Origin of the sequence: Paenibacillus sp. GM2FR (assembly GCF_002803325.1) — a bacterium.
Classification (GTDB): domain Bacteria; phylum Bacillota; class Bacilli; order Paenibacillales; family Paenibacillaceae; genus Paenibacillus_AQ; species Paenibacillus_AQ lautus.
The window spans coordinates 3,747,817-3,771,953 of sequence record NZ_MKZM01000008.1; the positions used below are offsets into that span (position 1 = coordinate 3,747,817).

At 51.3% G+C, this 24,137-nt stretch carries 25 protein-coding genes; 12 read left to right on the forward strand and 13 right to left on the reverse strand.

Features of this window, described 5'->3' with window-relative positions:
- Nucleotides 1-101 precede the first annotated feature (101 nt).
- Nucleotides 102-1,277 carry an MFS transporter gene (locus PAEVO_RS16975; protein ID WP_100538599.1) on the forward strand — a complete coding sequence of 392 codons (1,176 nt, stop codon included), beginning with the start codon at nt 102-104 and terminating at the stop codon, nt 1,275-1,277.
- A gap of 156 nt (nt 1,278-1,433) precedes the next feature.
- A complete protein-coding gene (locus tag PAEVO_RS16980; RefSeq protein ID WP_100538600.1) occupies nt 1,434-2,303 on the forward strand; it encodes a cupin domain-containing protein in 870 nt (289 codons plus the stop codon).
- A gap of 90 nt (nt 2,304-2,393) precedes the next feature.
- Here PAEVO_RS16980 and PAEVO_RS16985 read toward each other — a convergent pair whose 3' ends face one another.
- The 4 genes from PAEVO_RS16985 to PAEVO_RS17000 are packed head-to-tail and all read right to left on the reverse strand — an operon-like array spanning nt 2,394 to nt 7,023.
- Entirely contained in the window at nt 2,394-3,047 is a 654-nt protein-coding gene (locus PAEVO_RS16985; RefSeq protein ID WP_100538601.1) for a metallophosphoesterase, read from the reverse strand.
- A complete protein-coding gene (locus PAEVO_RS16990; protein ID WP_100538602.1) occupies nt 3,044-4,123 on the reverse strand; it encodes an ABC transporter ATP-binding protein in 1,080 nt (359 codons plus the stop codon). Before PAEVO_RS16990 ends, PAEVO_RS16985 begins: the two co-directional genes overlap by 4 nt.
- Nucleotides 4,124-4,176: 53 nt before the next feature.
- Nucleotides 4,177-5,889 (reverse strand): ABC transporter permease, encoded by a 1,713-nt coding sequence (locus tag PAEVO_RS16995; protein WP_100538603.1) that lies wholly within the window; start codon nt 5,887-5,889, stop codon nt 4,177-4,179.
- Nucleotides 5,890-5,898: 9 nt separating this feature from the next.
- Complete coding sequence (locus PAEVO_RS17000; protein WP_100538604.1) at nt 5,899-7,023, reverse strand: extracellular solute-binding protein; 1,125 nt, start codon at nt 7,021-7,023, stop codon at nt 5,899-5,901.
- A 162-nt stretch (nt 7,024-7,185) separates the two neighbouring features.
- Here PAEVO_RS17000 and PAEVO_RS17005 point away from each other — a divergent pair, with 162 nt between their 5' ends.
- Together PAEVO_RS17005 and PAEVO_RS17010 are read left to right on the forward strand one after the other, a co-directional pair.
- Nucleotides 7,186-8,115 carry a LysR family transcriptional regulator gene (locus PAEVO_RS17005; protein WP_100539490.1) on the forward strand — a complete coding sequence of 310 codons (930 nt, stop codon included), beginning with the start codon at nt 7,186-7,188 and terminating at the stop codon, nt 8,113-8,115.
- 95 nt (nt 8,116-8,210) lie between these two features.
- Nucleotides 8,211-9,572 carry a dipeptidase gene (locus tag PAEVO_RS17010; protein WP_100538605.1) on the forward strand — a complete coding sequence of 454 codons (1,362 nt, stop codon included), beginning with the start codon at nt 8,211-8,213 and terminating at the stop codon, nt 9,570-9,572.
- A gap of 403 nt (nt 9,573-9,975) precedes the next feature.
- Here PAEVO_RS17010 and PAEVO_RS33515 read toward each other — a convergent pair whose 3' ends face one another.
- Both PAEVO_RS33515 and PAEVO_RS34670 read right to left on the reverse strand, forming a co-directional pair.
- A complete protein-coding gene (locus PAEVO_RS33515; RefSeq protein WP_133120333.1) occupies nt 9,976-10,182 on the reverse strand; it encodes a hypothetical protein in 207 nt (68 codons plus the stop codon).
- A gap of 251 nt (nt 10,183-10,433) precedes the next feature.
- Nucleotides 10,434-10,562 (reverse strand): hypothetical protein, encoded by a 129-nt coding sequence (locus PAEVO_RS34670; RefSeq protein ID WP_279300458.1) that lies wholly within the window; start codon nt 10,560-10,562, stop codon nt 10,434-10,436.
- 201 nt (nt 10,563-10,763) lie between these two features.
- Between PAEVO_RS34670 and PAEVO_RS17015 the strand changes: the two genes are divergently transcribed.
- Complete coding sequence (locus PAEVO_RS17015; RefSeq protein WP_100538606.1) at nt 10,764-11,903, forward strand: zinc-dependent alcohol dehydrogenase; 1,140 nt, start codon at nt 10,764-10,766, stop codon at nt 11,901-11,903.
- A 237-nt stretch (nt 11,904-12,140) separates the two neighbouring features.
- Here the strand turns inward: PAEVO_RS17015 and PAEVO_RS17020 are convergent, their stop codons facing one another.
- Nucleotides 12,141-12,512 carry a hypothetical protein gene (locus PAEVO_RS17020; protein ID WP_100538607.1) on the reverse strand — a complete coding sequence of 124 codons (372 nt, stop codon included), beginning with the start codon at nt 12,510-12,512 and terminating at the stop codon, nt 12,141-12,143.
- Between the two features lie 88 nt (nt 12,513-12,600).
- Entirely contained in the window at nt 12,601-13,521 is a 921-nt protein-coding gene (locus PAEVO_RS17025; RefSeq protein WP_100538608.1) for a phosphotransferase family protein, read from the reverse strand.
- Nucleotides 13,522-13,734: 213 nt separating this feature from the next.
- Here PAEVO_RS17025 and PAEVO_RS17030 point away from each other — a divergent pair, with 213 nt between their 5' ends.
- The 3 genes from PAEVO_RS17030 to PAEVO_RS17040 all read left to right on the forward strand — a co-directional run bounded on the left by PAEVO_RS17030 (nt 13,735) and on the right by PAEVO_RS17040 (nt 15,594).
- Nucleotides 13,735-14,232 (forward strand): DinB family protein, encoded by a 498-nt coding sequence (locus PAEVO_RS17030; protein WP_100538609.1) that lies wholly within the window; start codon nt 13,735-13,737, stop codon nt 14,230-14,232.
- Nucleotides 14,233-14,293: 61 nt separating this feature from the next.
- Nucleotides 14,294-15,286 carry a helix-turn-helix transcriptional regulator gene (locus tag PAEVO_RS17035; protein WP_100538610.1) on the forward strand — a complete coding sequence of 331 codons (993 nt, stop codon included), beginning with the start codon at nt 14,294-14,296 and terminating at the stop codon, nt 15,284-15,286.
- A 5-nt stretch (nt 15,287-15,291) separates the two neighbouring features.
- Nucleotides 15,292-15,594 (forward strand): putative quinol monooxygenase, encoded by a 303-nt coding sequence (locus PAEVO_RS17040; protein ID WP_100538611.1) that lies wholly within the window; start codon nt 15,292-15,294, stop codon nt 15,592-15,594.
- Between the two features lie 64 nt (nt 15,595-15,658).
- On the opposite strand, the gene PAEVO_RS17045 is transcribed toward PAEVO_RS17040, so the two are convergent.
- Complete coding sequence (locus PAEVO_RS17045) at nt 15,659-16,486, reverse strand: AraC family transcriptional regulator (RefSeq protein WP_100538612.1); 828 nt, start codon at nt 16,484-16,486, stop codon at nt 15,659-15,661.
- Between the two features lie 119 nt (nt 16,487-16,605).
- On the opposite strand from PAEVO_RS17045, the gene PAEVO_RS17050 reads away from it, so the two are divergent.
- From PAEVO_RS17050 to PAEVO_RS17060, 3 genes are all read left to right on the forward strand, one after another.
- Nucleotides 16,606-17,955, forward strand: a complete 1,350-nt coding sequence (locus tag PAEVO_RS17050; protein WP_100538613.1) for an alpha-L-fucosidase — start codon at nt 16,606-16,608, stop codon at nt 17,953-17,955.
- 227 nt (nt 17,956-18,182) lie between these two features.
- The gene (locus PAEVO_RS17055; protein WP_100538614.1) at nt 18,183-19,070 is read left to right on the forward strand and encodes an ATP-binding cassette domain-containing protein; all 888 of its coding nucleotides are present in this window, start codon (nt 18,183-18,185) and stop codon (nt 19,068-19,070) included.
- Nucleotides 19,067-19,855 carry an ABC transporter permease gene (locus PAEVO_RS17060; protein WP_165789679.1) on the forward strand — a complete coding sequence of 263 codons (789 nt, stop codon included), beginning with the start codon at nt 19,067-19,069 and terminating at the stop codon, nt 19,853-19,855. Before PAEVO_RS17055 ends, PAEVO_RS17060 begins: the two co-directional genes overlap by 4 nt.
- Nucleotides 19,856-20,263: 408 nt before the next feature.
- On the opposite strand, the gene PAEVO_RS17065 is transcribed toward PAEVO_RS17060, so the two are convergent.
- The 4 genes from PAEVO_RS17065 to PAEVO_RS17080 form a co-directional block, all read right to left on the reverse strand.
- Nucleotides 20,264-21,061, reverse strand: a complete 798-nt coding sequence (locus PAEVO_RS17065; protein WP_100538616.1) for a TetR/AcrR family transcriptional regulator — start codon at nt 21,059-21,061, stop codon at nt 20,264-20,266.
- Between the two features lie 145 nt (nt 21,062-21,206).
- Nucleotides 21,207-21,566 carry a VOC family protein gene (locus PAEVO_RS17070; protein ID WP_100538617.1) on the reverse strand — a complete coding sequence of 120 codons (360 nt, stop codon included), beginning with the start codon at nt 21,564-21,566 and terminating at the stop codon, nt 21,207-21,209.
- 271 nt (nt 21,567-21,837) lie between these two features.
- Nucleotides 21,838-22,575, reverse strand: a complete 738-nt coding sequence (locus tag PAEVO_RS17075) for an SDR family oxidoreductase (RefSeq protein ID WP_100538618.1) — start codon at nt 22,573-22,575, stop codon at nt 21,838-21,840.
- A 65-nt stretch (nt 22,576-22,640) separates the two neighbouring features.
- On the reverse strand, nt 22,641-22,904 hold the full coding sequence (locus PAEVO_RS17080; RefSeq protein WP_100539491.1) for an Atu4866 domain-containing protein: 264 nt from the start codon (nt 22,902-22,904) through the stop codon (nt 22,641-22,643).
- Nucleotides 22,905-23,102: 198 nt separating this feature from the next.
- On the opposite strand from PAEVO_RS17080, the gene PAEVO_RS17085 reads away from it, so the two are divergent.
- Nucleotides 23,103-24,032, forward strand: coding sequence for an AraC family transcriptional regulator (locus PAEVO_RS17085; RefSeq protein WP_100538619.1), 930 nt, complete (start codon nt 23,103-23,105; stop codon nt 24,030-24,032).
- Nucleotides 24,033-24,137: the final 105 nt, after the last annotated feature.

A 24,137-nucleotide genomic window follows, 5' to 3' on the forward strand; every position in this document is an offset into this window, starting at 1 on the left:
TACAAACACAAAGAGATTTCAAGTTATACCAACCCGCTTGCAACATGTGCTAGCCATGATCGCAGAGGGTATTGATCTCCTATCGAGAGGATGAATTAGATATGAATCGATTTACGATATATTTATTGGCGCTTGGGGTTTTTCTTACCGCCACCTCGGAACTGGTCGTCTCGGGTATTCTGTATGCGATCGCTGACGACCTTCATATTTCCTTGGCCTTTGCCGGCCAGCTGATTACCGCTTTCTCGCTGGCTTTTGCGATCGGGACACCGTTTCTGGTCTCGCTGACCGCTCGGATGAACCGTAAAAAAGTACTGCTCGGCTCGCTTCTGCTGTTCATTGCCGGCAGTCTGGTTTCCTATTTCAGCACCGAGGTATGGATGCTCATGGCCTCCCGTGTCATCCTTGGTGTTAGCTCAGGCGTCTATCTCGTTGCCGCAATGGGGACCGCAGCCAAAATGGTGTCCCCGGATAAGTTGGGCCGTGCCATCGGCACCATCGTGCTGGGTTTCAGCAGCGCCATGGTGCTGGGCGTTCCGATTGGAATATGGATCACAAATCTGCTGAACTGGCAATCCATCTTTTTGCTGCTGGCTCTGCTCAGTCTGGTGGTCGCCTTTGTCCTGATTAGACTCCTGCCGGATGTTGAAGGGGACGCACCTATTCCCTTTCACCAGCAATTCAAAGTGCTGGGGAGCGTGGTCATCGTGAGCGCACTGCTGCTCACGTTCTTCCGGGAATCGGGTAACTCGGTACTGTTCACGTATGTTACGCCATTTATCCAGGATATTTTCCATATGGGGCCGTCAGGCATCAGCATCATTATGCTCGGCTTTGGACTCTTTGGAGCAATTGGCTCCAGGCTCGGCGGATATGGGGTCGACCGGTTTGGGCCTGCGAAAGTGATTACCCTCAGCACGCTCATTCATATCGCGGTATTCGCGCTTCTTCCGCTGCTCGCCGGCCAATCGTTCATAGGGCTCGTGCTGATGGGAATCATGGTGCTGTCCATGTTTGCGGCGGGTCCGGCCGTTCAGAGTTATTTTATCCAGCAGGCTCCGGGCTCTTCCAATCTGATTCTCAGCCTAAACACCTCCATTGTGCATCTCGGGTTAGCCGCAGGCGCGGGTGCAGGAGGCTTCATGGTGAATACAACGTCCACGCTTCAATATCATCCATGGCTCGGTGGATTTGTGCTCGCGCTCGGCCTGGTTGCAGGACTGGTCAGCTTCTCGGCTGGTCGGAAGTCCCCGATTTCCATACCGAAATCGGCCTGACCTCGCCTGCCCACCATAGGATTTAAGCGCAAGCCGCCCTGCCAGCGGGCGGCTTGCATCTGCTGATTCATAAAATGGGCTCACGGATGTTTGCCCATGGGCATAACGTGTGTTATGGGTCAACGCCTATTACATTATGAAGGGCAGGAATCAATAGTGGCGGTCTCTTATATGGATTTCACTTCTCCCTCCGTTCGGTATACTTACGATATGAGCAATAACCCTTTTTTCAAAAAAGATAGTCAGAATTACATTAATTCTCTCTCCGTAAAAGAATTAAACACGCTTGGCAACGCTTCCCTGCTGGATATATATCTCAGTACCGGAAACGTAGTGGAGCCGCATATCCATCAGAATGCAACGGAGCTGGTCTATGTCGTTTCCGGCTCAGCCATCGTCTCCCTTATCAATCCGTTTACGAAGGAGCTGCTGAACTTCACGGTAACGCCGGGTCAGGTTGCGCTTGTGCCCCAAGGCTGGTGGCATTATGAAATGGCGACGGTTGACAACACGCACCTGATCGCGGTCTTTGACGCGCCGGTGCCTGAATTCATTGGAGGTTCGGATCTTTTGAGATTGACGCCGGCCAGCGTGTTCGCTCACACCTACTGCCTAGATGAAGCCAAAGTCAAAGAGACCTTGGCGCCGATCACCGACACGGTTGTCATCGGGCCGCCCAAAAACTGCCGGCAGCAAGGGCAAGTGCAAGGACAGATGAAACATCAGCCTCATGCGTCTCATCATAATCAGCACTATTATCATCAAGAAGGCACTGTGAACCGTGATTATGAGCTGCTACAACAACAGCAGCAGCAGCAGTTGTTCCAGCAGCAGTTCCAGGCTCAGGATCAACCGCAGCATGGAACGTATGCTGCTGAACCACAGCGACTACCAACTCAAGAACAAGTGCAGTTCCGTTCGCAGCAGCAATTACAAGAACAACAGCGTCAGCAGTTCATTCAACAACAGCAGCAGTTGCCATTCCTGCAGCGCCAGCTCATTGGAAATGGCTGGGATCAATTCTGATCAACCCTCTGGTGATGAGTCCTCCATAGAAATACGCAGCATCACGATTCAACAGCGATGCTGCGTATTTCTTGTTTATATGGAAGTATATTATTTAGGAAGACCGGATGCTCCCGTTATTTTCATCTTCCGGCACGTAATGTTCTCAGGCCGCATAACCGATATGGACCACTGTATACCCGAGGTCAGATTAATCAGACTTAAATAATATCCGTGTCCTGCGCCGGTATCGATACCCAGCTTACCGTCGCCATACCAGAGCTCCTCTGGCGGTACACCCAACCGAAACGTAGAAGTATGACCAAACACAATCATCTTATCCAACCATCGGGGGGACAGAAGAAACGGCTCGCGAATTTCCGTTAATTCTTCCGGGCTCTGAGCATGAAGCGGAATTCCGGGCCGAATGCCTGCATGCACAAACAAGAATTGATTATACTCGGTCCATAGCGGCATTGTTGTTATGAACTGCTGATACTTCTTGAGCCTGGGAGCCGCAAGCCCTGCTTGTTCCGGTCGGTGATGCAGCCATTTGCGTTCGTTATTACCCTGCAGCGCAATAGCACCGGAATCTCGCAGTTCCTCCACATAATCCAGTGTCCCTGCTGAATCCGGTCCCTTATTTACATAATCCCCAAGCAAGAACAAGCGGTCCACCTCCGGATCATAATGTACATGCCGCAGGAGAGTTTCAAGCAGATAACCGTAACCATGGACATCCGAAACCGCGTACACCTCGCTCATGGGGCTAACATACTGCTGTCTGCATAGATCATGGTTTGATCCGGAGACAGTCGTATCAACAATTCGCTTCCGGCATCCACGCTGCAATCATGGAATAAATGAATGGGCTGCTGATCTGCCGTTTCCACAATGACTCTCCATCTTGTTCCTTCGTATACCGTCTGCACCACCGTCACCTTCAGCAGGCTCCCTTCCTGCGAAGCTTCGCCGCGCCAAATCCGGATGGATTCAGGATGGACCATCATCACGGCCCTGCCGTCTCCCTTATCCACGCCGATGCGGAGCCCGGCTATCGGACTCCCGGCAAGCATGGCCATAGGCTGTCCATCCTGGGTCAGTTTGGCTTCCAGCTGATTATGGTAGCCCATGAGCTGCGCAACCCAAGGGCTTGCCGGTCTCTCAAACAACACCCTCGGCTCTCCGAATTGGTCAATTCCTCCATCCCGTAAAATCAGGATTCGATCAGCGACCGTAAATGCCTCCATACGATCATGCGTCACATACAGGGTAGCGATGGATAATTCGCCGAGCAATCTGGCTAATTCACCGCGCATATCCGTTCTAAGTTTGACATCCAGATTAGACAACGGTTCATCCATTAATATCAGCTTTGGCTCTGTTGCCAACGCTCTCGCTATGCCTACTCGCTGCTGCTGACCACCAGACAGTTGGGCCGGCAGGCGGTCCAATAAGCCTTCCAGCTTCAGAAGCGACTGGAGTCGATCTAATGTATTCGCTCTGTCTTTAGTGTCTAACTTTCGGCGTTTCATCCCATACTCCATATTTTGCTTCACCGTCATATGCGGCCAAAGGGCATAATCTTGAAACACCATATTAATGGGCCGGTTCTCCGGGGGAATATAGTGTCTCCCCCGTTCAACGGTGACCCCCGCCATCTCTACCTCGCCTGAATCTATGCCCTGCAGTCCGGCAACCATCTGCAGCAGCGTCGATTTTCCGCAGCCGGATGGACCGAGAATGCAAATGCGCTCCCCTTCCCTCACTTCAAACGTGATCGGCTTCAAGACTTGCTGCGAGCCGAATGACTTCGATACGCCCTTTACCTTTAAGATCATTCCACTCTCCATCCTTTCTAAGTTGGATCACGTCTATCGATACCCATTGCCGTCTACCGCATTCTATTGCCATCCAGCCATCGAAATACAAGACGTCCCGCAGCTTGAAGCAGTACGATGATGAGCACCACGGTGCCGCAGCTTACAACGGTAGCAGCCGTAGCATAGCCGTAGCGCGAGAATTCAAAAGCTCTGTCGATAACCAGTGGCATCAGTGAATAATTAGCCGGTTTCAGCATCGAGGCCAGGGCCAAATCAAACACGCTGGTTCCAAACGAAGCCAGGATCGCGATAAGCAAAGACTGACGCACCATGGGCAGTACGATATCCCGCATCCGTTCGAATATGCTCGCCCCTTGGATAGCGGCTGCCTTCAGCATCGTGCCGGACAAATTGCCGAACGCTCCAAGCTGGACCCTGACTGCGTAGGGGATGGCACCGGCTATACCCGCAATCACGAGCAGCGAGGGGGTTCCGTATAAATGGAGTCCTAAAGGCTCCAGCCATTTCTGATTCCATATGAAAATATAGCCAATCCCGAGCACAACGCCGGGGACCGCGAGGGATATGATGGAGAACAGCTGAAGCATGGGCTTTAGCCTAGACTCCGTGAAGGTCAGCATGTAGGCAACAACAAACCCGATCAGCATGCTAAACAATGCGGCTGCGGCTGCAATTGCGAGTGAATGATACATTCCTTCCAGATAACCGAGCAGCCGGTGATCCCCAGCCTGTCCTGCAAATAATTCACGATAATGATCCAGCGTGAAATTGCCCGGATTCAGGCCTCCGCCTGCCTGTTTCAGCAGAGATACCGCTGCACTCGTCCCAATCGGAATCCCGAGACTCAGGAAAAGAAAAACCGTAATGGACAGATTGTACATCCAGGCAAACCGCGGTTTAACCTTCTCCATTTTGACTGCTCTCGCATTCAGAAAGTCGAATCTGGATTTACGGAGGGTCACCATCAGCAAAGTCATCGCCAGCACCAGGATCAATACCAGGTAGAATGCCAGCACTCCCGCCATATCAAAACGTACAGGTGACTGGTAAATGGCCGAGTAAATGGAGTAGGTCAGCGTCGGGAATTTATACACAGTTGCCAATGCGGCAGGCAGCCCGAAATCGCCGATCGAATCCATAAAGACCAGGGTCCAGCCCGCAACATAAGAAGGGAGTGCCAGTGGCAATTCGACGGTTCTCCATACGGTGAAAGGCCTCGCGCCGTTCAGCCTGGCTGCATAACCGAACTGCCTTATATTCCACTCCGAAGCTGCCATAATAGCCAAGTAAGCTAACGGGAATTTGCTTAGGGACATGACAAACACAAGTCCGGCAGGCTGAAATATAAATGAGGTGACCCATGTCAGCCCCAGCCACTGATGAACCAGTCCATCCGCACTGGCAAACAATACCCAGCCCTGTGCAATCATGAACGATGGCGCGATCAGCAGAACCCACGCCGTCATATCCAGCAATCTTGCTGTTGCAAAGTTCCATCTTGCCCGGATGGTAGCAAGTACGCCTCCAAGGATCGTACCGAACGTAGCCGTCCCCAGCGCTAATGTGACTGAATTCAGGAGGGATTGTTTCCACAGAGGTCGATGAAATATGTCTCCGATCAAGCCCAAGCTGCTGGACTGGATCTGACCGAAAAAGAGTCCAGGGAAAATCACGTTGATTAGCACGGCAAGCAGCGGCAGAAAAATAAAAACAAACAGGAGGAGGGTTACCCCGCCTCCATAGCGAGCTTCCGAAGTATTCATGTTATGTGCCTACCTTACGTTTTGATCCGCAAACCAAGTCTTGATCTCAACCTCATGCTCTGAGGCCCACTTCGCAGAAGGCAGCATAAAGGCTCCGTTCGGTTCACGTTCACTTCGCGTTGACACACCTTCAGCGAGCGGCGTAAAGAAGCTGTCCGTTGAATCCTGATTCGTTAACATCTGCTGTGTCTCGGGTTTTAGCATATATTCCACAAACGCCTTGGCCGCTGCCGGGTTCTTGGTATGTTTGCTGATCGTTACAACACGCAAGCTGCCTGGCGCACCCTCGCGCGGCCATATCACCTCAATAGGCTCACCTGCAAGCTTCAGTTCATAAGCATTGTGCTCCTGGAGTGCCGCAACCTCGATTTCTCCGCTTAACAATGCTTTTCCGACCGGACCATTCTTGGGGTAGACATGCAGCTCCTTCTTAAAACGCTGCTCATATTTCTGCTCTGCCGCTTCGACACCCCATTGCTCAAAAAAAGCAGATACAAGCGGATAGGCAGGCGCTGCTACGGCCGGATCTGCATGACCCACAGGGCCGTCATAGGCAAAAAATTGCTCCCAGGTCGTCGGTGCCTTCTCCGGCGTTACCAGCGTTGTGTTATAAGCGATGACCCCGGCCGCATGAATGCCGACAGGAAAGTATGAAAAATCTTTGGGCACATAACTCCTTCCGTTTTCGGACAGATTCCCCAGATTCTCAGGCTCCCAGTCAGTCATCAGGAAATCGCGATCTGCCAAATTGCGCACCGAGCCGTGCCCATCCATCATCAGGACGTCCCACTGCGGGTTACCCTGCTCGGCTTCTATTTTGGCCAATGCTTCTCCCCCGCCGTAATGCACGGCTTCTATCTTGAAGCCTGTCTCTTCCATAAACTTCGGAGCAATGAAATCTACAAAATCATTTCCGTATAAGTAGATCGTTTCTCCGGTATCCTCTGCGTCGTCGCTGTTCAAGGATACGTCCGACTGTCCGGCGGTACTTCCGCTTCCGCTGGTAATAGGTCCGGTCGTTTCCTGAGATCGAACCGTTTGCTGTCCATCCGATTGCGCGCAAGCCGACAACATCATCATCAACGCAGTTAATGCAATGAATATCCCGTGTTTAAAGCCTCTTTTTTGGTTCATGTCACCCTCCTGTTTCTGATTTCCTTCTTGGTTCCATTTCAGCATAACGCGCCAAATTCAATTAAAAATTATCGCTGCGTTAACAAAGAGTTAAATAATATCTATCAAATGTTAGATAAGATTAAGAGTATCAATGATGAAATGGAAAGAGAGGATAGCAACATGAACTTACAGCAATTAAAAGTATTTGTGCTTACCGTGGAGTTGAGGAAGCTGTACCTTGTGGCTCAGAAGCTGGGCATTACCCAGCCAACCGTCACCTTCCATTTAAACAAGCTGCAGGAAGAGCTTGGCCTTGCCCTGTTTCACACCAAGTCCTACCATGTCATCAAGCTTACGGAAGCCGGTCAAGCCTTTTATCATTACGCATCGCAGATCCATTCCCTGTCTGAGGAAGCTTCATCAACCATGGATGTCTTCCGCGGAACCGCTGCAGGAGTACTCGCCATTGGCAGCACCCATACTCCCGCTACCTACCTGTTACCGCCGTTTCTGCAACAGTTGAAACTTAATTATCCGGGATTGTCCATCCAGTTGGATGTCCGACCGGCAGCTTATATCATCGAGAAAGTCAAAAAATACGAGCTCGATGTAGGCATCATATCGAACACGCAAGTAGATGAGCCGGAATTTATCGTACAGCCGCTGGTCCATGATGATCTGGTGCTTATATTTGCCTCGGATCATCCCTTCGCCAGCATAAGTGATTTAATTCCGAGCGATCTGGTCGAACATCCCTTAGTTTCGCATGAACCAGGCTCCATCAGCAGACAGCTTATTGACCGCTGGGCTGACAAACATCATATCCACCTTCAAATATCATTGGAAATCTCGGGAACCGAAGCACTGAAAGCAGCCGTTCGGCACCGTCTGGGGTATGGCATGATCGCAGAAGCTGCCATACAAGAAGAACTGGCAGAGGGGAAACTCCAATCACGACCTATTCCGTCCTGGCTGCCCGAGCGCCGGATTTATGCCGTTCGCCACCGCAATAAGCTGATCAGTCCCGCGCTGCGGATGTTCTGGAGAAACCTTTTGGACAATTTTGCATCACAACAGCCGGAAGAGAGTCATGACACGATTCAAGATTAATCCCGCTATATTTCGTATTCTTCGAAAAACGGTTAGAATAGTAAGGTACGGCATCTATCGAATGCCAATGTATATTGAAGGAGGATCCCTATATCATGAGCGTTGATTATAAAGCGTATTTCGCTGAACACCGCGAAACCCATCTGAATGAGTTGAAGGAATGGTTGTCCATTCCGAGCATTTCGGCCCTGTCCGAGCATAAAGGCGATGTGGCAAAGGCTGCCGAGTGGCTCGCAGGCAAGCTGACCGAAGCGGGACTTGAGCATGTGGAAGTTCATCAAACGGCAGGACACCCTATTATTACGGCAGACTATTTGCATGCCGAAGGCAAACCGACCGTGCTCGTCTACGGCCACTATGACGTACAGCCTGTAGATCCGCTTCATCTGTGGGAAACGCCGCCCTTTGAGCCGGCTATCCGCAACGGTAAATTGTATGCACGCGGAGCAACGGATGACAAAGGCCAGCTGTTCCTGCATGTCAAAGCCGTTGAAGCCATTTTGAAGCAAGAGAAAGAGCTTCCGGTCAACATCAAGTTCTGCATTGAAGGCGAAGAAGAGGTGTCCAGCCCGAACCTCCCGCTCTACCTTGACAACCATAAGGACAAGCTGGCTGCTGACGCCATCGTGATCTCGGATACGTCCCTGCTCGCACCTGGCAAACCGGCCATTTCTACAGGCCTTCGCGGATTATGCTCCCTGGAGTTGTCTCTGGAAACAGCTAATACCGACCTTCATTCCGGTACATATGGCGGCGGGGTACCCAACGCCCTGCATGCCCTCGTCTCCCTGCTCTCCTCGCTTCATGACGAGCAAGGCCGCGTCGCCGTAAAAGGCTTCTATGACGGCGTGCTCGAGCTGTCGCCTGAAATGCGCGAGGAATTTGCCAAGCAGGAATTCGACGAGGATAAGCTGAAGCAGGATCTCGGCCTCGATTCCCTGTACGGTGAGGAAGGGTTCTCCTTCGTTGAACGCGTGGGAGCGCGTCCGACCCTTGAGCTGAACGGCGTATATGGAGGGTTCCAAGGAGAAGGCAGCAAGACGGTCATTCCGAGGGAGGCCCATGCCAAAATTACGTGCCGTCTGGTAGCAGACCAGGATCCGCAAGCGGTGCTTGACGCGATTGAAGCCCACTTACATGCCCACACTCCCGTCGGATCGAAGATTACCTTTAAGCCGAAGGAAAAAGCATTCGCCTTTAACATCGATCCATCCCATCCGATGCTGCAAAAAGCCGCGGACGCGTTCGAGCATGTCTACGGCACGCGTGCCCTCTTTACGAAGGATGGCGGGTCCATCCCGATCGTGGAGAAGCTGTCCAGCACGCTCGATGCACCTGCCGTCATGATGGGCTTTGGCTTGCCGGACGAGAATCTGCACGCTCCGAACGAGCATTTTAATTTGGAGAATTTCGATCAAGGCTTGCTGACGATCGTAGAGTATCTGAAGCTCGTGTAACTTTTGACACCCAGCACAGTCCGTAGAGTAAAAGTAATATTCTAAAAAAAGAACGCGTATGGCGGGAGAACCGACTCCCTGACAATACGCGTTCTTTGGTTTGTATGAAAACCCCCTTATTACGCCATTCATAAGCTTATCCTTGGGGGCGGCTTGATGACCGAAGAAAATGGCCATGTTGGCCTGCAGCTTCGATTAATCGAATAAATCAGCCATGGGCGTGTCCTTACAAACAAACATATGCTGTGAACATCGCGGATTTTGGGGTCGCGGGTCCTTCCCAGGGGGTGTGCCCCTATGCGGCCCCATCACTTATTAGCTGCATCCCCAAACATACGGCTGTCATCCCCAAACAAACAGCTGCCATCCCAAACATACGGCTGCCATCCCAAGCAAACGGCTGTCATCCCAAGCATACCGCTGCCATTCCCAAACATACGCCTGCCATCCCAAGCAAACGGCTGTCATTCAAAACATACGGCTGCCATCCCCAACATACAGCTGCATCCCCAAACATACCGCTGCCATTCCCAAACATACCGCTGCCATTCCCAAACATACGCCTGCCATCCCAAGCAAACGGCTGCCATCCCAAGCAAACGGCTGTCATTCAAAACATACGGCTGCCATCCCCAACATACAGCTGCATCCCCAAACAAACAGCTGCGAACGGACCACAGATCTGTTATTTGCCACGATTTAGGCCAATCTCATATGGTAACGGACACCCAGTCCGCTATTCAACCTTTTCGCTGCGGAAAAACGGACTTTTTAAGCATATAACGAACCTCATGTCCGCTAGAATCGAAGTTTAGCTCTTATCGGATCAAATAACGTCCGCTGAGTCCGGTGAATCCGAAATTACATTTGACACGCTGTCCACTCCCCCTTCTCTCTCGTTAATGTCAGCAGCTCATTATTCACTTCGTTTTGTATATCCCGTTCTTGCGAGCTAAGATTCTCCAAATAACGATTAGCCTCATTCATCATTGCTCTAAGCCCCTCCATTTATGGAATCAGCAGTAATCTTATCACCGTGATCGTCCTATGGTTCAGCATTGGCCTTTCTTCTTCCACAAACTATGTTGTTGCGCTAGCAGCGCATATGCATTCATAGCGATGGGGATGTTAATAAAAGTGCATATCGGGTATTAACAAGATAACATCTGTACATCGCTGAGGAGGGAACGTATGAGAGCAGTCACATTTCAAGGCGCAAAAGACATTCAGGTCAAACACGTGGAGGATCCTTCCATCCAGACTCAGGATGATATTATCGTCCGCATCACCTCTACGGCTATTTGCGGTTCCGATCTTCATATATACCTAGGGGCTATGCCTGCGACTAAAGATTACGTGATCGGCCATGAGCCTATGGGGATAGTAGAAGAGGTCGGAGCTAACGTAACCCGCGTGAAAAAAGGCGACCGCGTCGTTCTTCCGTTCAATGTTTCTTGCGGCCACTGCTACTATTGCAATCACGATATGGAGAGTCAGTGCGACAATTCCAATGGCAACCCGGATGTTCATACCGGAGGTTACTTGGGTTTAACTGAACGCTATGGCAACTATCCTGGCGGGCAGGCTGAATATTTGCGCGTACCGTACGGGAACTTTATGCCGTTTGTCATCCCCGAGTCATGCGAATTGGAGGATGAGGCGCTTCTCTTCTTGTCCGACGTTCTGCCTACGGCCTATTGGAGCGTGGAGAATGCCGGCGTGAAGCCAGGCGATACCGTCACGGTGCTCGGCTGTGGACCGGTCGGTCTGATGACCCAGAAATTCGCCTGGATGAAGGGGGCTAAACGGGTAATCGCCGTGGACCGCCTTCCTTACCGGCTGCAAAAAGCAAAGCGAATGAACAACGTTGAGATCTACAATTTTGAAGACTATGATGATATGGGCGCGTACATCTGCGAGATCACCAAGGGCGGAACAGATATTGTGATCGACTGCGTCGGCATGGACGGGAAGAAGTCAACCATGGAAGCCATCGGTCAAAAGCTGAAGCTCCAGGGCGGAACGTTAAGCGCAATTGATATTGCCATCGATGCCGTTCGCAAATTCGGTACCGTTCAGCTGACCGGCGTATACGGCTCATTGTACAACATGTTCCCGCTGGGCCATATTTTTGAACGGAACATTACCCTTACCATGGGACAAGCCCCCGTCATCCATTATATGCCGGAGCTGTTCAAGAAGATCACCGCCGGGGAATTTGATCCAACCGAGATTGTATCCCACCGACTTCCACTGGAACAAGCAAGCGATGCCTATCGGATATTTAGCGATCATGAAGAAGACTGCACCAAGGTGGTTCTGAAGCCGTAGCGTCAATTCACAGCGACAAGAATAAACCAAGCATCTCCTCTCACAACCTTTGGATTGGATAGGAAGTGCTTGGTTTTTTGTGTCCCGTTTCATGGAAATTAGTGATTTTGTGTCCCGGTTCATGAAACTTAGTGAGTGAGCTAAAATCTTCCGGATGCGTGTTGGAGGTTTCGACATAACCTCAAGTCTCAAGGGATGCGTGTCTTCAACGGCAAACACATACGCCGGGTCGCACGCCTATTCGGTTGCTTTTCTGGGATTCACCCGAATGATCGTCCCGCATGGATCGGATATCCAGTAGCCCTGCGAGTTCTCGTAAACCTCCACCTCATCCCTGCGATCCACCTGACGCTCTCTCAAATAGGAAGCGGCCGCCTCGGGATGATCCGTAGTGACCTCTAACCAGACATCCTGCTGAGCATAGTGAGTCATGCAATCCAGCCATAAATTGTTGGGGCCGTGCTGAAAGAGGTGTGAACCATCCTTGAAGCCCAAATAAGGCAGCTGCAAAACCTCTTTGTAAAAATGCACCGTTTCCTCATACTTGTACTTCGGAATTTTAAGGGCAATATTGTTTCCGCCGACAAACCGAATATCCGCTGATGACATGAGTACAAACCTCCGTCTGTTTTTTTATTATCGTATCATGCTGTGGCTTCAATAAATTCTTCTAGATTGCTATCCTGTCAATGATAGGCTAAGACGACCTCGGCATCGGTTTATACCAGTTTGGTATATGCGTCTGAAACCCCTCATACCAGTTCAGTACCTCTTGCGCCTGATTCAGCATAACCTCCACTTCCTGCTCTCCGAAGGGAATCGCCCAATGAATCGAGGAAATCTGATTGCTCGCGATATAAAGTGCCATTAATCTGAAGAATGAATCCGGTACCTCTCCACCTTGGAAATATCCGTGAATACGACCGGATGCAAACCACGGGCTAATTACGGCATCCCATGTAATCCGGTTAAACTCCTCCCAAGGATCACCGGAATCCGCCCGGTTGAAATCGATGATGCCCAGTTCACCTTCTGGAGTAACCACCATATTGCCGATATGATAATCCCCATGCTGAAAAGCACAGGGCCGCTCCTCAAGCAAATAGCGATGCTCCTCCATATAACGAATCATGTTGTCCGCACCTGGGAGTCGGATGCCACAGCTCCCATAATTTTTGATGTACCTATCCATCTTGGAATGATAATAAACCGCCCACGTATCAAAGCCGCTTTCAGCCGGAATTCGATGCATTTCGCTTAAATATCTGCCTGCCTGAACGCCAAGCCGGTACTGCTCCTCAGAATCCAGCAAAGGAATCACATCCCTTGCATCTTCTCCCGGAACCCATGTGAACAGGGAAAATACTTGCCTGCCCTCATGGCAGACGCCAAAATCAATCGGACGGGACATTCGCATTTCGATAGGATCCAGCTTTTTTACCGCTTCAAACTCCCACCGCTTTCGCTCATATTGAGAGATATCGGATAATCGAAGGAGCCACTCCTGGCCTTCCGTATCCTGAACATAGTATTTACGATCTGCCGACCAGCCCTTGGCAACCGTTTGAACGGTCAGCCATTGATCTGCCCCCGGGATTTCGCGAATCGTGTCCTGCATGCTGCACACCCCCTATATTCGATATCCGGCACGATCTTTAAATCTCATACATTATAAATGAAGAGGGTTCTATAGACCATGCAGATAATTTCCGGCTAAACACGGAAATACATAAATTCATCTTCTCCCCATAATCACTGACCGTAATTGTCAGGAATGATGTAATATACTCGACTTACAGCATCCATCCTAATATAAAGCGAGGGTTTACACATGAACATGAGCCTAGAGGATTTTACGACAGAATGGTTAAAAGAGGCACGGATCACGGAACAAGTCATGGACGCATTAACCGACGATTCGCTCAAAACCGCCATGACGGATCAGCATCGCACGCTCGGTCAGCTGGCATGGCATTTGGTCATGTCGGTTCAGTACATGACCATGCTCGGTCTACAATTTGAAGGCCCGTCCCGCGAGCAGGAAATCCCGGATTCCGCCGCCGAGATTCAGAACAGCTACCGCCGGATCCGGCATGCCTTTCTGGATGCCGTGAAATCACAATGGAGCGAGGATGATCTTCGCGCTACCCGTGAATTCGACGGAGAGCCTTGGACCAATGCGGCATTCCTGCATTTTACCCTGGTTCATCAAGCGCATCACCGCGGACAGATGACGGTGCTGATGAGACAAGCCGGCCTGCGGATTCCCGAGCTCTACGGTCCGACCTACGATTCCTGGATCGACAAGGGCATGGACCCGCTCGTGTAAAAAGGATACAATTTATTCGAAGTAACATGGGGATTCTCCCCATCTGGAAGGAGCACGCTTGATGTCTAAAGCGGATAATATGCTGTCGATTCTGTGGATGCTCCGCTCGGGCAAAAAGATGACCGCACAGCAAATTGCCGATGAACTGGAAATCCATGTTCGAACGGCGTACCGCTGCATCGATTCGTTATGCGCCAGCGGCGCGCCCATCATCGCCGATTCCGGGCCGAACGGCGGCTTTCGGATCCTCGGACAGTTTGCCGAATCCCCACTGATGTTTGATGCAGAAGAGCAGAAGGCATTGGTGCATGCTTCGATCTTTGCCAAAGAAAGCGGCTATCCGTTTACCGACGCGCTGCAGCGGGCGATTGACAAGCTGAAGCTGTATACGAACGAAGAGCAGCTTTCTCAGATCGAACGGCACAGCGGCGGCGTCTCGGTGTTGCAGCCTCCTGTCCATAAGGGGCTGCGGCCGCTGCTTCAGACGCTTGAAAGTGCCGCGGCGCACGGGCAAACCCTGAAAATGACGTATTCGAAGGGCAGGGAAGGCGCCAGCATTACCCGAAACTTTGACCCCTACGGCATCATCCACTGGAAGGGTCAATGGTATGCCGCCGGCTTCTGCCATCTGCGTCAAGAGATTCGCAATTTCCGCGTGGATCGGATCATTGGGCTGGAGCCGACAGAACATGTATTTGAAAGGCCCGCTGATTTTTCGGCCAAGGATGTACTGCTTGGCAGTCTGCTGCCCGATCAAGGCAGCCATGAACGGCTGGTCCATGTCGTCATCCAAGGCCACGAGCATGTTCTGAATGAATTAAGTCAGCATTGGTTATTTGGACATACGCTTGTGAAACGCTGTGATGGAGAAGCCCATTTCCGACTGGATACGTCTTCGCTGACGTCCTATGTTCCCTATTTTCTTCTCCCTTATGGCAAATCTTTAACCATTCTGGAGCCCGCTTCTCTTGTTCTGAAACTGTCAGAAATCACGACAAGCATGGCGCTCCATTACGAACGCATGTTAAGCGACATGACCAAAAAGGAAGGGTGAACCCGATGGAGAAATTCGCGATGTACGGAAAGTTGATCGCCCATCCCGGAAAACGGGATGAACTTGCAGAGATCCTGCTCGAAGCAGCAGCGATGCTTAGCGATAACAAAGATTGTGAACTCTATATCGTCAACGTTTCGGACAGCGATCCGAATGCCGTATGGGTCACGGAATTGTGGAGCAGCCAAGACGCGCATGCCGCTTCATTGCAGGGAGCCGATACGTCCGAGCTGCTCCAGCGCGGACGGCCGCTGATCGCCGGCGCGGAGCCGCTCAAGCTTAAACCGCTTGGAGGAAAAGGTTTTTAGATATAGCTGGTCTGAAGAAAAGAGGCTTTCCCCGAATCGAATTTCTGGGATAGCCTCTTTTTTGCTATATATTGTTCCGGTATTCCGAGGGGCTGTAACCAACCTCTTTACGAAACGTTTTCGAGAAATAGTTCGCCGATTCAAAGCCGGTTGCGTCCGCAATTTCTTTGATGCTCAGAGGGGTCGTTCTCAGCATGAGTTTGGCCTGCTCCATCCGCTTAAGGCTTAAATATTTCTGCGGCGTGATCCCGAAATGCCGCTTGAAGTACTTAATAAAATAATTCGGATGCAAATGCAGCGTCCCCGCCATCTGCTCCAGCGTAATCTCCTCATGCAGGTGATTCTTAATGTACTGCTGCACTTTGTGGAGCCTGCCCATATCTTCCATTTTGTCCTTATGAATCTGCGGGTGCTGGTGTTCGAACACTCGGGACAGGATGTCCAGCATCACCGACTTTTCCCGCAAACGCGCGGCGATGGTATCGGAGCGATGCGCATCGACCAGCTGCTGGAATAATGCCGGCATCTCTGCGTTCCCCGACAAATCATAGCAATAGGGAACGTTCAGCCAGGAAAATACATCGGAATCGCCTACGGTCGCCGAGAAGTGCGACCAGTATTTAAGATAGGGGCGGCCGCTGATGACAGAGTAGGATTGCCTGGTCCGTGCCGGCATCAGAACCAATTGACCCGGAACGGGATACAGCTCCTCATCGCCGATTTTCACCCATCCTTCCCCATCCAGGATAAAATAGAGCTTGTTGTAAGACACGGTGTAGTCGAATTCCTTCCACTCCGGCCAGCACTGCGTTCTTTCGGCCTCCCAGATCTGAACCTGCATGTTCAGGAGCATCTGCTGAATGGCTTCATGTTCATTTCGTTCATTCTTCATCTTCGATTATCCTCTAAAGTTATTATAATACCCGTCAGAGTTAAGTAATTATCTATTCATACTAACACATTCTTGTTAAAATCAAACTCGACAATTCCAAGAATCGGAGGTTTGAATCCATGACAACGACTACCACTCCAACCAATCAAGTCATCCAGGAACGAAACCAGCGTGTGAAATGGTTCCAGAACGACCGTTTCGGCATGTTCATCCACTGGGGGCTCTACTCGATCCCAGCCAGAGGCGAATGGCTCCGAAGCTCGGAACAGATGAGCATCGAAGACTATCAGACCTATTTCGATGAATTTGATCCCGTTGACTATAATCCGCGGGAGTGGGCCAAAGCGGCCAAAAAAGCAGGCATGAAATATGCGGTGCTGACGGCCAAGCACCATGACGGATTCTGTTTGTTCGACAGCAAGCTGACGGAATATAAATCAACGAATACCAAAGCCGGGCGGGACCTCGTGCAGGAGTTTCTGGAAGCTTTCCGTGAAGAAGGCCTTAAAGTCGGCCTCTACTTCTCGCTGATCGACTGGTACCATGAGGACTATCCGGCCTATGGAGACCGTATTCACCCCATGCGCGCGAACGAAGCCTTCAAGCGCGATCCTAAAAACTTCGACCGATACCTGGATTACATGCACGGGCAGGTCCGAGAGCTGCTGACAGGCTACGGCAAGCTCGATATTATGTGGTTTGACTTCTCCTATGGCAACATGCGCGGCGAAGTGTGGCGCGCCACCGAGCTGATGAAGATGATCCGCGAGCTGCAGCCGCACATTCTCATCGACAACCGGCTCGAAGGCAGCGGCGAGAGCGGAGGCAGCATCTATACTACCGATCCTTCCGTTTACAGTGGAGATTTCGCTTCACCTGAACAAATCATTCCGCCGCACGGCGTCGTGGATCAGACAGGTGCCCCGATCCCGTGGGAAGCCTGCATCACGCTGAATAACAACTGGGGGTATGCAGCCGCCGACCGCAATTACAAATCGGCAACCACGATCATCCGCAAGCTGGTGGAATGCGTCAGCAAGAACGGCAACATGCTGCTGAATGTTGGACCAGACGCTAGAGGCGTCATCCCGAGGGAGAGCCTCGACGTGCTGGAGGAAATCGGTGACTGGATGAGCAAGAACGGCGACAGCATCTATGGCTGCGCGGCCGCTGATTATCCGAAGCCGGATTGGGGTCGGTACACCCAAAAAGGCAATAAGCTGTATGCCCACGTCTTTGAGGAGTCCATCGGACCGATCAATCTCATCGGCATGGCCGACAAGGTGAAGAAGGCCCGTCTGCTCGCGGACGGATACGAATTGTTCCTCAGCCGCCCATGGAGCGCAGCGGAATTCATCGAGGACGCATTTGTGAATTTCGCGCGGCCTGAACACTTCACCTATCCGCTCCCCGACAAACGCAATACCGTCATTGAACTGGAGCTTTATGACGAATCCGATCGTTCGTAACGATAAGATCGCATATACCATGAACTAATTCCTATAAGAGCCTGACTTGATGTTTTGTTACATCGCGTCAGGCTTTTTTTTATGCCCCGACACCCCTATCCTCCTGGAACATCAAACCATTCCAAACGCAAAAAAATCGTATTGCACAATAACTGTTTATGCTATATACTAATTATCAATTAAACTGTTTATTATATATACAATTAATTAAAGGAGATGTTCTGACAATGAGTAACTATGCTGTTGAGATTCGGCAACTTCGCAAAAGCTTTGGGCACCAAACCGTGCTGGACGGGATCGACCTGGGCGTGCCGCAAGGAAACGTATTTGCTCTTCTGGGTCCTAATGGGGCCGGCAAAACAACCCTGATCAACATCCTGTCCACATTGGTGACGCCCGATGCCGGCAGCGTGAGGATTAACGGATTTGATCTCCGCCATCACAAGCAGGATGTGCAGCAGTCCATCAGTCTGACCGGCCAATTCGCTGCCGTTGACGAAGTATTGACTGCGGAAGAGAACCTGCGGATGATATGCAGGCTGTCCGGTCTATCTGCAGCGGAAGCGCGCCTGCGAACCGCCGAACTGCTCGAACAATTCGATCTCACTGCTGCTGCCGCCAAGCGCGTGAAGACGTATTCGGGCGGGATGAAGAGACGGCTTGATCTTGCGATCAGCCTTGTCGTTCCGCGGCCCGTGCTGTTCCTGGATGAACCGACCACGGGACTGGATACACGCAGCCGCCGTACCCTGTGGGATATCATTCTGCAATTGAAGAGCCAGGGCATCACCATACTGCTGACCACGCAGTATTTGGAGGAAGCGGATCAGCTCGCGGATCGGATCGCGGTCCTGGATGGCGGGCGAGTCGTTGCTGAGGGAAGCCCGGCCGAGCTGAAGGCCCGGGTCGGAGGAGAAGTGCTGGAGCTCCGTAACGAACACGAAGAGGTGATTCACAGGATTCCGACAAGCGGCAGCATCGGGGACGTCGCGCAGACGCTTCAAGAGTTCACTCGCCTGATACCGAATGAGACGCGCGTAAGTCTTCATAGACCGAATATGGATGATGTATTCCTGTCGCTAACCGACAAGAAATTGGAGGAAATCATATCATGAGAGCAACAGCTTCGAATACAAAAACAACGTCCTTCGCGGTCACCCAGACCGTCTTTATCGGTCGCAGCTTGCGTCACAGCATCCGGAACGCGGAGGCGATGATTACGGCAATGATGCTGCCAATCATGTTGATGCTGCTGTTCACCTATGTATTTGGCGGCGCCATTGATCCCAGCGGACAGTATGTAGACTACGTGGTGCCGGGAATCATTCTGCTATGCGCAGGTTTCGGATCGTCCAGCACGGCCGTCGATGTCTCCCAAGATATGACCAATGGCATCATTGACCGCTTCCGGACGATGCCCATTCAAAGCATGAGTGTTATTACAGGACATGTGGTAGCCAGCCTTGCCCGAAACATGCTGGCAACTGGCGTCGTTATCGCTGTGGCTCTGCTCGTTGGTTTCAGGCCTTCAGCCGGACTTCTGGATTGGATTCTCGCCATCGGCTTGATCGCGCTCTTTATCTTTGCTTTCACCTGGCTTTATGCCGCCATCGGCCTCGTTGCAGGCAGTCCGGCAGCGGCCAGCAGCTATGGATTCGCCCTGCTCTTCCTCCCCTACCTCTCCAGCGCCTTCGTTCCTACGGAGACGATGCCGCGATGGCTGCAAGGGGTCGCAAGCAATCAACCGATCACGCCGGTGATCGAGTCCATTCGTGGGTTGCTGACGGGAGGTTCCATCCAGGGTCATATCGGCTGGGCAATAGGATGGTGTCTGTTCATCCTTATCGGCTCCATGGTATGGAGCATGTGGACCTTTAAGAGAAAAGCTGGGCGACGCTAAATATGCATAGGGGGCGACAGCTATCCAAGGATGCCCCGGACCATGCATCGTGCGCATATTGGAGCAGTGCGCACGATGTAGCATTGCTTTTTTAAGAGCCACTCTGGACATGGCATCTGCCTTCCAGCGGATGTCATGTCCGTCCCGGAACGATATCTACCAAACCCGACGCTTGTTAAAACATCCGCTTTGGCCTAATCAACCAGCAAAAAAACCGATCCTCATGCGAGGATCGGTTTTTTTACCCAGCTGCGGCGCGCTTTTACGGCACTTTCTTACGGCAAGTTCATACTCCACACTCTTACTGCACTTTCTTACTATACACTCTTATCTGCATGCTCTTACGGCACTTTCTTATTGCACTCTCTTATCCACCACGACCTGTAACTGTAACTTTGGCCGATATCATTACTTGTCCGACTTTCCCGGCTGTGTCTTGGTCTGGAGATAATGATCAATGCCGTCCAGAATGCGTTCTAACCCGAAATCAATGTCATTGCCAATCGGATTCACTTCCTCGTTGTCTTCCGTATAGACCCCCGACATCACAACCGGATACAGGAACGGAAACCGATCCGGCTTCATAAGCTGTTTCAGCGCTGCCGTATAATCGATTCCACTGAACTGTTCCGGGGTGGAGCCTGCCTGTATGGCGCGGTCCATATCCCGCTGCATCATGCCGCTTGATCTAGCGTAATTGCTTAACAAGAGAATCAAAGACATCCGCTCATAATCATTCAGCGGCAGATCCGTCATGAACCGCAGACCCCAATCGATAAATCGCAGATTATTCGGCGTAATGGGAATACCCGTAATCGGAATGTCTCCAAACCAGGGGTGATCCCGGAATACCTGCATCGTCGATTTGACGTAGACCCGCATATTCTCGCGCCAGTCGGCAGAATCTTCCGGCGGAATGGGAATATCGCACGCGGCGTTCTGCATCAGCAGCAAAAGGTCGTCCTTACTGGAAATGTACCGGTACAGCGACATGGCGGTAAAACCCAAGGAGGACGCGATTCGATTCATGGAGACAGCGGAAAGCCCTTCTTTATCGGCGATCTCGATAGCCGTCTCCACAATCTGCGACAGGCTCATCTCCCGTTTCGGTCCCCGCTGCGGCGGCTTTACCAATCCCCAGCTAAGAGCCGCCCCTCTGGGCAGCTTGGATCCAATATCCGAATCCATACTCTCATCGTTTGACATAAACAGTGTATCCTTTCTGCATCCTAGCTTCTGATGGCAACTGCTAATTGTTTATATTATAAACAGTATATCACATGTGTTCACCCTTATGAACCAGGTAGAATATGAGCACGCATGCGAGGATACCGACTTGACCCACGTATACTCAATCATGTGACAGATGCATCAAAATGTTGACCAGCTTCCCGAACGGATCGCGGACAAAAAAGCGTCTTACTCCCCAAGGCTCATCAACCGGTCCATATTCAATGGAAAAGTCTGACCGCCTCATCGCATCCAGCACAGTCTCTAGCTCATCCACTTCGATCGACAGATCCGGGACGGGCGTGCCGCCGCCTCCCTCGGAAGCAAAGCTGATCTGTATGCTCATCCTCTCCTGCGAGCCATAAGTGGTGATCCAGCCATGATCCATTAACATATCCAGACCCAGCACATCTTGATAAAACGTCTTGGCTGCGGCGACATCCTTCGTTGCGACATTTGCGACAATGCGTTTAACTCCCAACTTATACTCCTCCATTCATCACGCTAAAAATATCATTACAGCTACGTTATACACACCCTCATGTAGCTACACGACTAAAGTATAACAAATCCTTCCAACAAAAAAAGCTGTTGAGATTTAATTCAACAGCTTTTTCGTTAGCTCCCTGATGCAGTTGTTGTTCCCTTCCCTCATGCAGAAGCCTGACGGCTTGTGCTCAGACCTTAGCTTTTTCGGTAATATGAACCAACGCTCCATAGGGGGTTGTTCTCATCATGGACGTATCCTTGAATTAAGCGGAACTCGAGGTCGGCCTGATGATGATTTCATTCACATCGACTTCCGGCGGCTGCTCGATGGCGTATAAAATCGCATGCGCAATCGAAGTCGCCGGGATGGATATTCTTCGATATTCCTTCATGACCTGTCTGGCCGTATCATCGGATATACTGTCGGCCAGCTCCGAATCCGTCACGCCCGGCGATATTTGCGTGACCCGAATACCGCTGCCGACCTCCTGGCGCAGGCCCTCCGAGATTGCGCGAACCGCATGCTTGGTGGCACAATAAACGGCTGCGGTTGGCGATACTTCGTACGCACCAATGGAAGCGATATTGATAAATTGGCCAAAGCCCTGCTTCTGCATCACCGGCAGCCCTGCTGCGATACCATGGAGGACGCCGCGGATGTTCACATCGATCATCCGGTTCCACTCGTCCACCTTCAAGGCCTCCAAGGGTGATAGAGGCATGACCCCGGCATTGTTGAGCATGACATCCATCCGCCCGAACTGGCTTACCGCCAAGTCGATGAAAGATTCCATTTGATCGAGATGAGCCACATTCAGCGATTGGTAAACCGCTGAGCCGCCTTCCCCATTCAAATCGGAAGCAAGCTTCTCCAGCCGGTCCGTTCTTCTTGCCCCAAGAACCACATGGGCGCCATGATGAGCCAGCAACCGGGCTGCCGCTTCGCCGATCCCGCTGCTCGCGCCTGTAATGGCCACGACTTTTCCTTTTACGTTAGACATACAACTCTCCTCCTGATCCTGTTCTGAACTTCCAAGCCAAGCCGTCTTCTGCTATAAACGCACGGTCAGTTTTCCCGATACAATACCATCCCTGCATGATAGAGAACGCCGTCCCGAAAATCACCGTCAGCCGTAAATCCGGTGTCATCCACATATTCGATATGATCGCCTTGAATGAAATAGCGGCCTTGATAGGCGCTTTTGCGCCGACCCCGTGCTTCATCATAACGACCGTTCGGCAGCAGCTCGTGGCGGATATATCCGTCCTTGGTCACCCACATGCCTGCATAGGGATGCTGCACCCCATTCGCGTTAAGAGCTGGATCCATTGCATATACCCCCATTCCTCTTATCTGATCCTCTTGAATTTCATGAATAACCGTCCTGTCTTCAACCATCGAGGATATTCTTATTATGCGTTCACACAGCATTCATTCGGTAGCCGAATCCACCACGATTCTTGCCTATTCCTACAAACTTGATTAAGATTAAATCAGATACCATCGGAGGAGGTTTATCGAACCGGGATGTTAGATCATGAAGGAATCAGTCTGCAGAACGAACTTGCAGGATACATAGAAAAATACACGGGTACTGACGGTACGCATGCTACGGCTATAGCCGATCTATCTTTTATACGGGCATCCAATGAGTCGGAAATGATTCACTCGATTCATGAGCCCGCACTGTGCATCGTGATTCAAGGCAGAAAACTAATCATGCTGGCACAGGAATGCTATTTTTACGACCCGTCCAGTTATCTTGTCGTCTCGCTGCAATTGCCCTTATCCGGCCAAGTGATTCAAGCATCACCGGAGAAGCCCTACCTGTGCCTTCGGCTGGATTTGGATCGACATCAGATCTTCGATTTACTCAAATCCTGCCAAGGGACTCCTCCTAAGAAATCCGATTCCAAAAAAGCCCTGTTTGTCAGCCCGATGAATCAAGCGCTGCTGGATGCCGTCGTCCGACTCGTACGCCTTCTGGATACGCCAAAGGATATTCCCGTCCTTGCTCCTCTGATCACGAAGGAAATTCTTTATCGAATCCTTCAAGAAGAACAAGGCCAATCCCTGAAACAGTTTGCCGTCAGCGGCAGTCATGCGCAGCGAATCGCGGCAGCGGCCCAGTTGATCGAGCAGCATTATAATCAGCCCTTACACATCGCTAACCTGTCCGCAGCCGTCAATATGAGCCCTTCTTCGCTTCATCATCACTTCAAGGAAATCACCGCCATGAGCCCGCTTCAATATCAAAAACAAATCCGATTGCAAGAGGCCCGCCGGCTCCTGCTCTCGGAAACATCCGAAGCCGCGGATGCCGGCTTTCAGGTCGGCTATGAGAGCCCCACTCAGTTCAACAGGGAATATGCCCGCATGTTCGGTTTGCCTCCGATCCGAGATATCAAGCGTCTTCGCGATTCATTGGACCTCGGCCCCAGGCAGGGCCATGCTTGATTGGGACAATACAGCTCACGGTAAAGATTTCGCCAAACACAAAAAAACGGCATGGCTGCCGTTTTTTCTACTTTGGGCACCCGATGCCCTGCATTCTTTTATTTT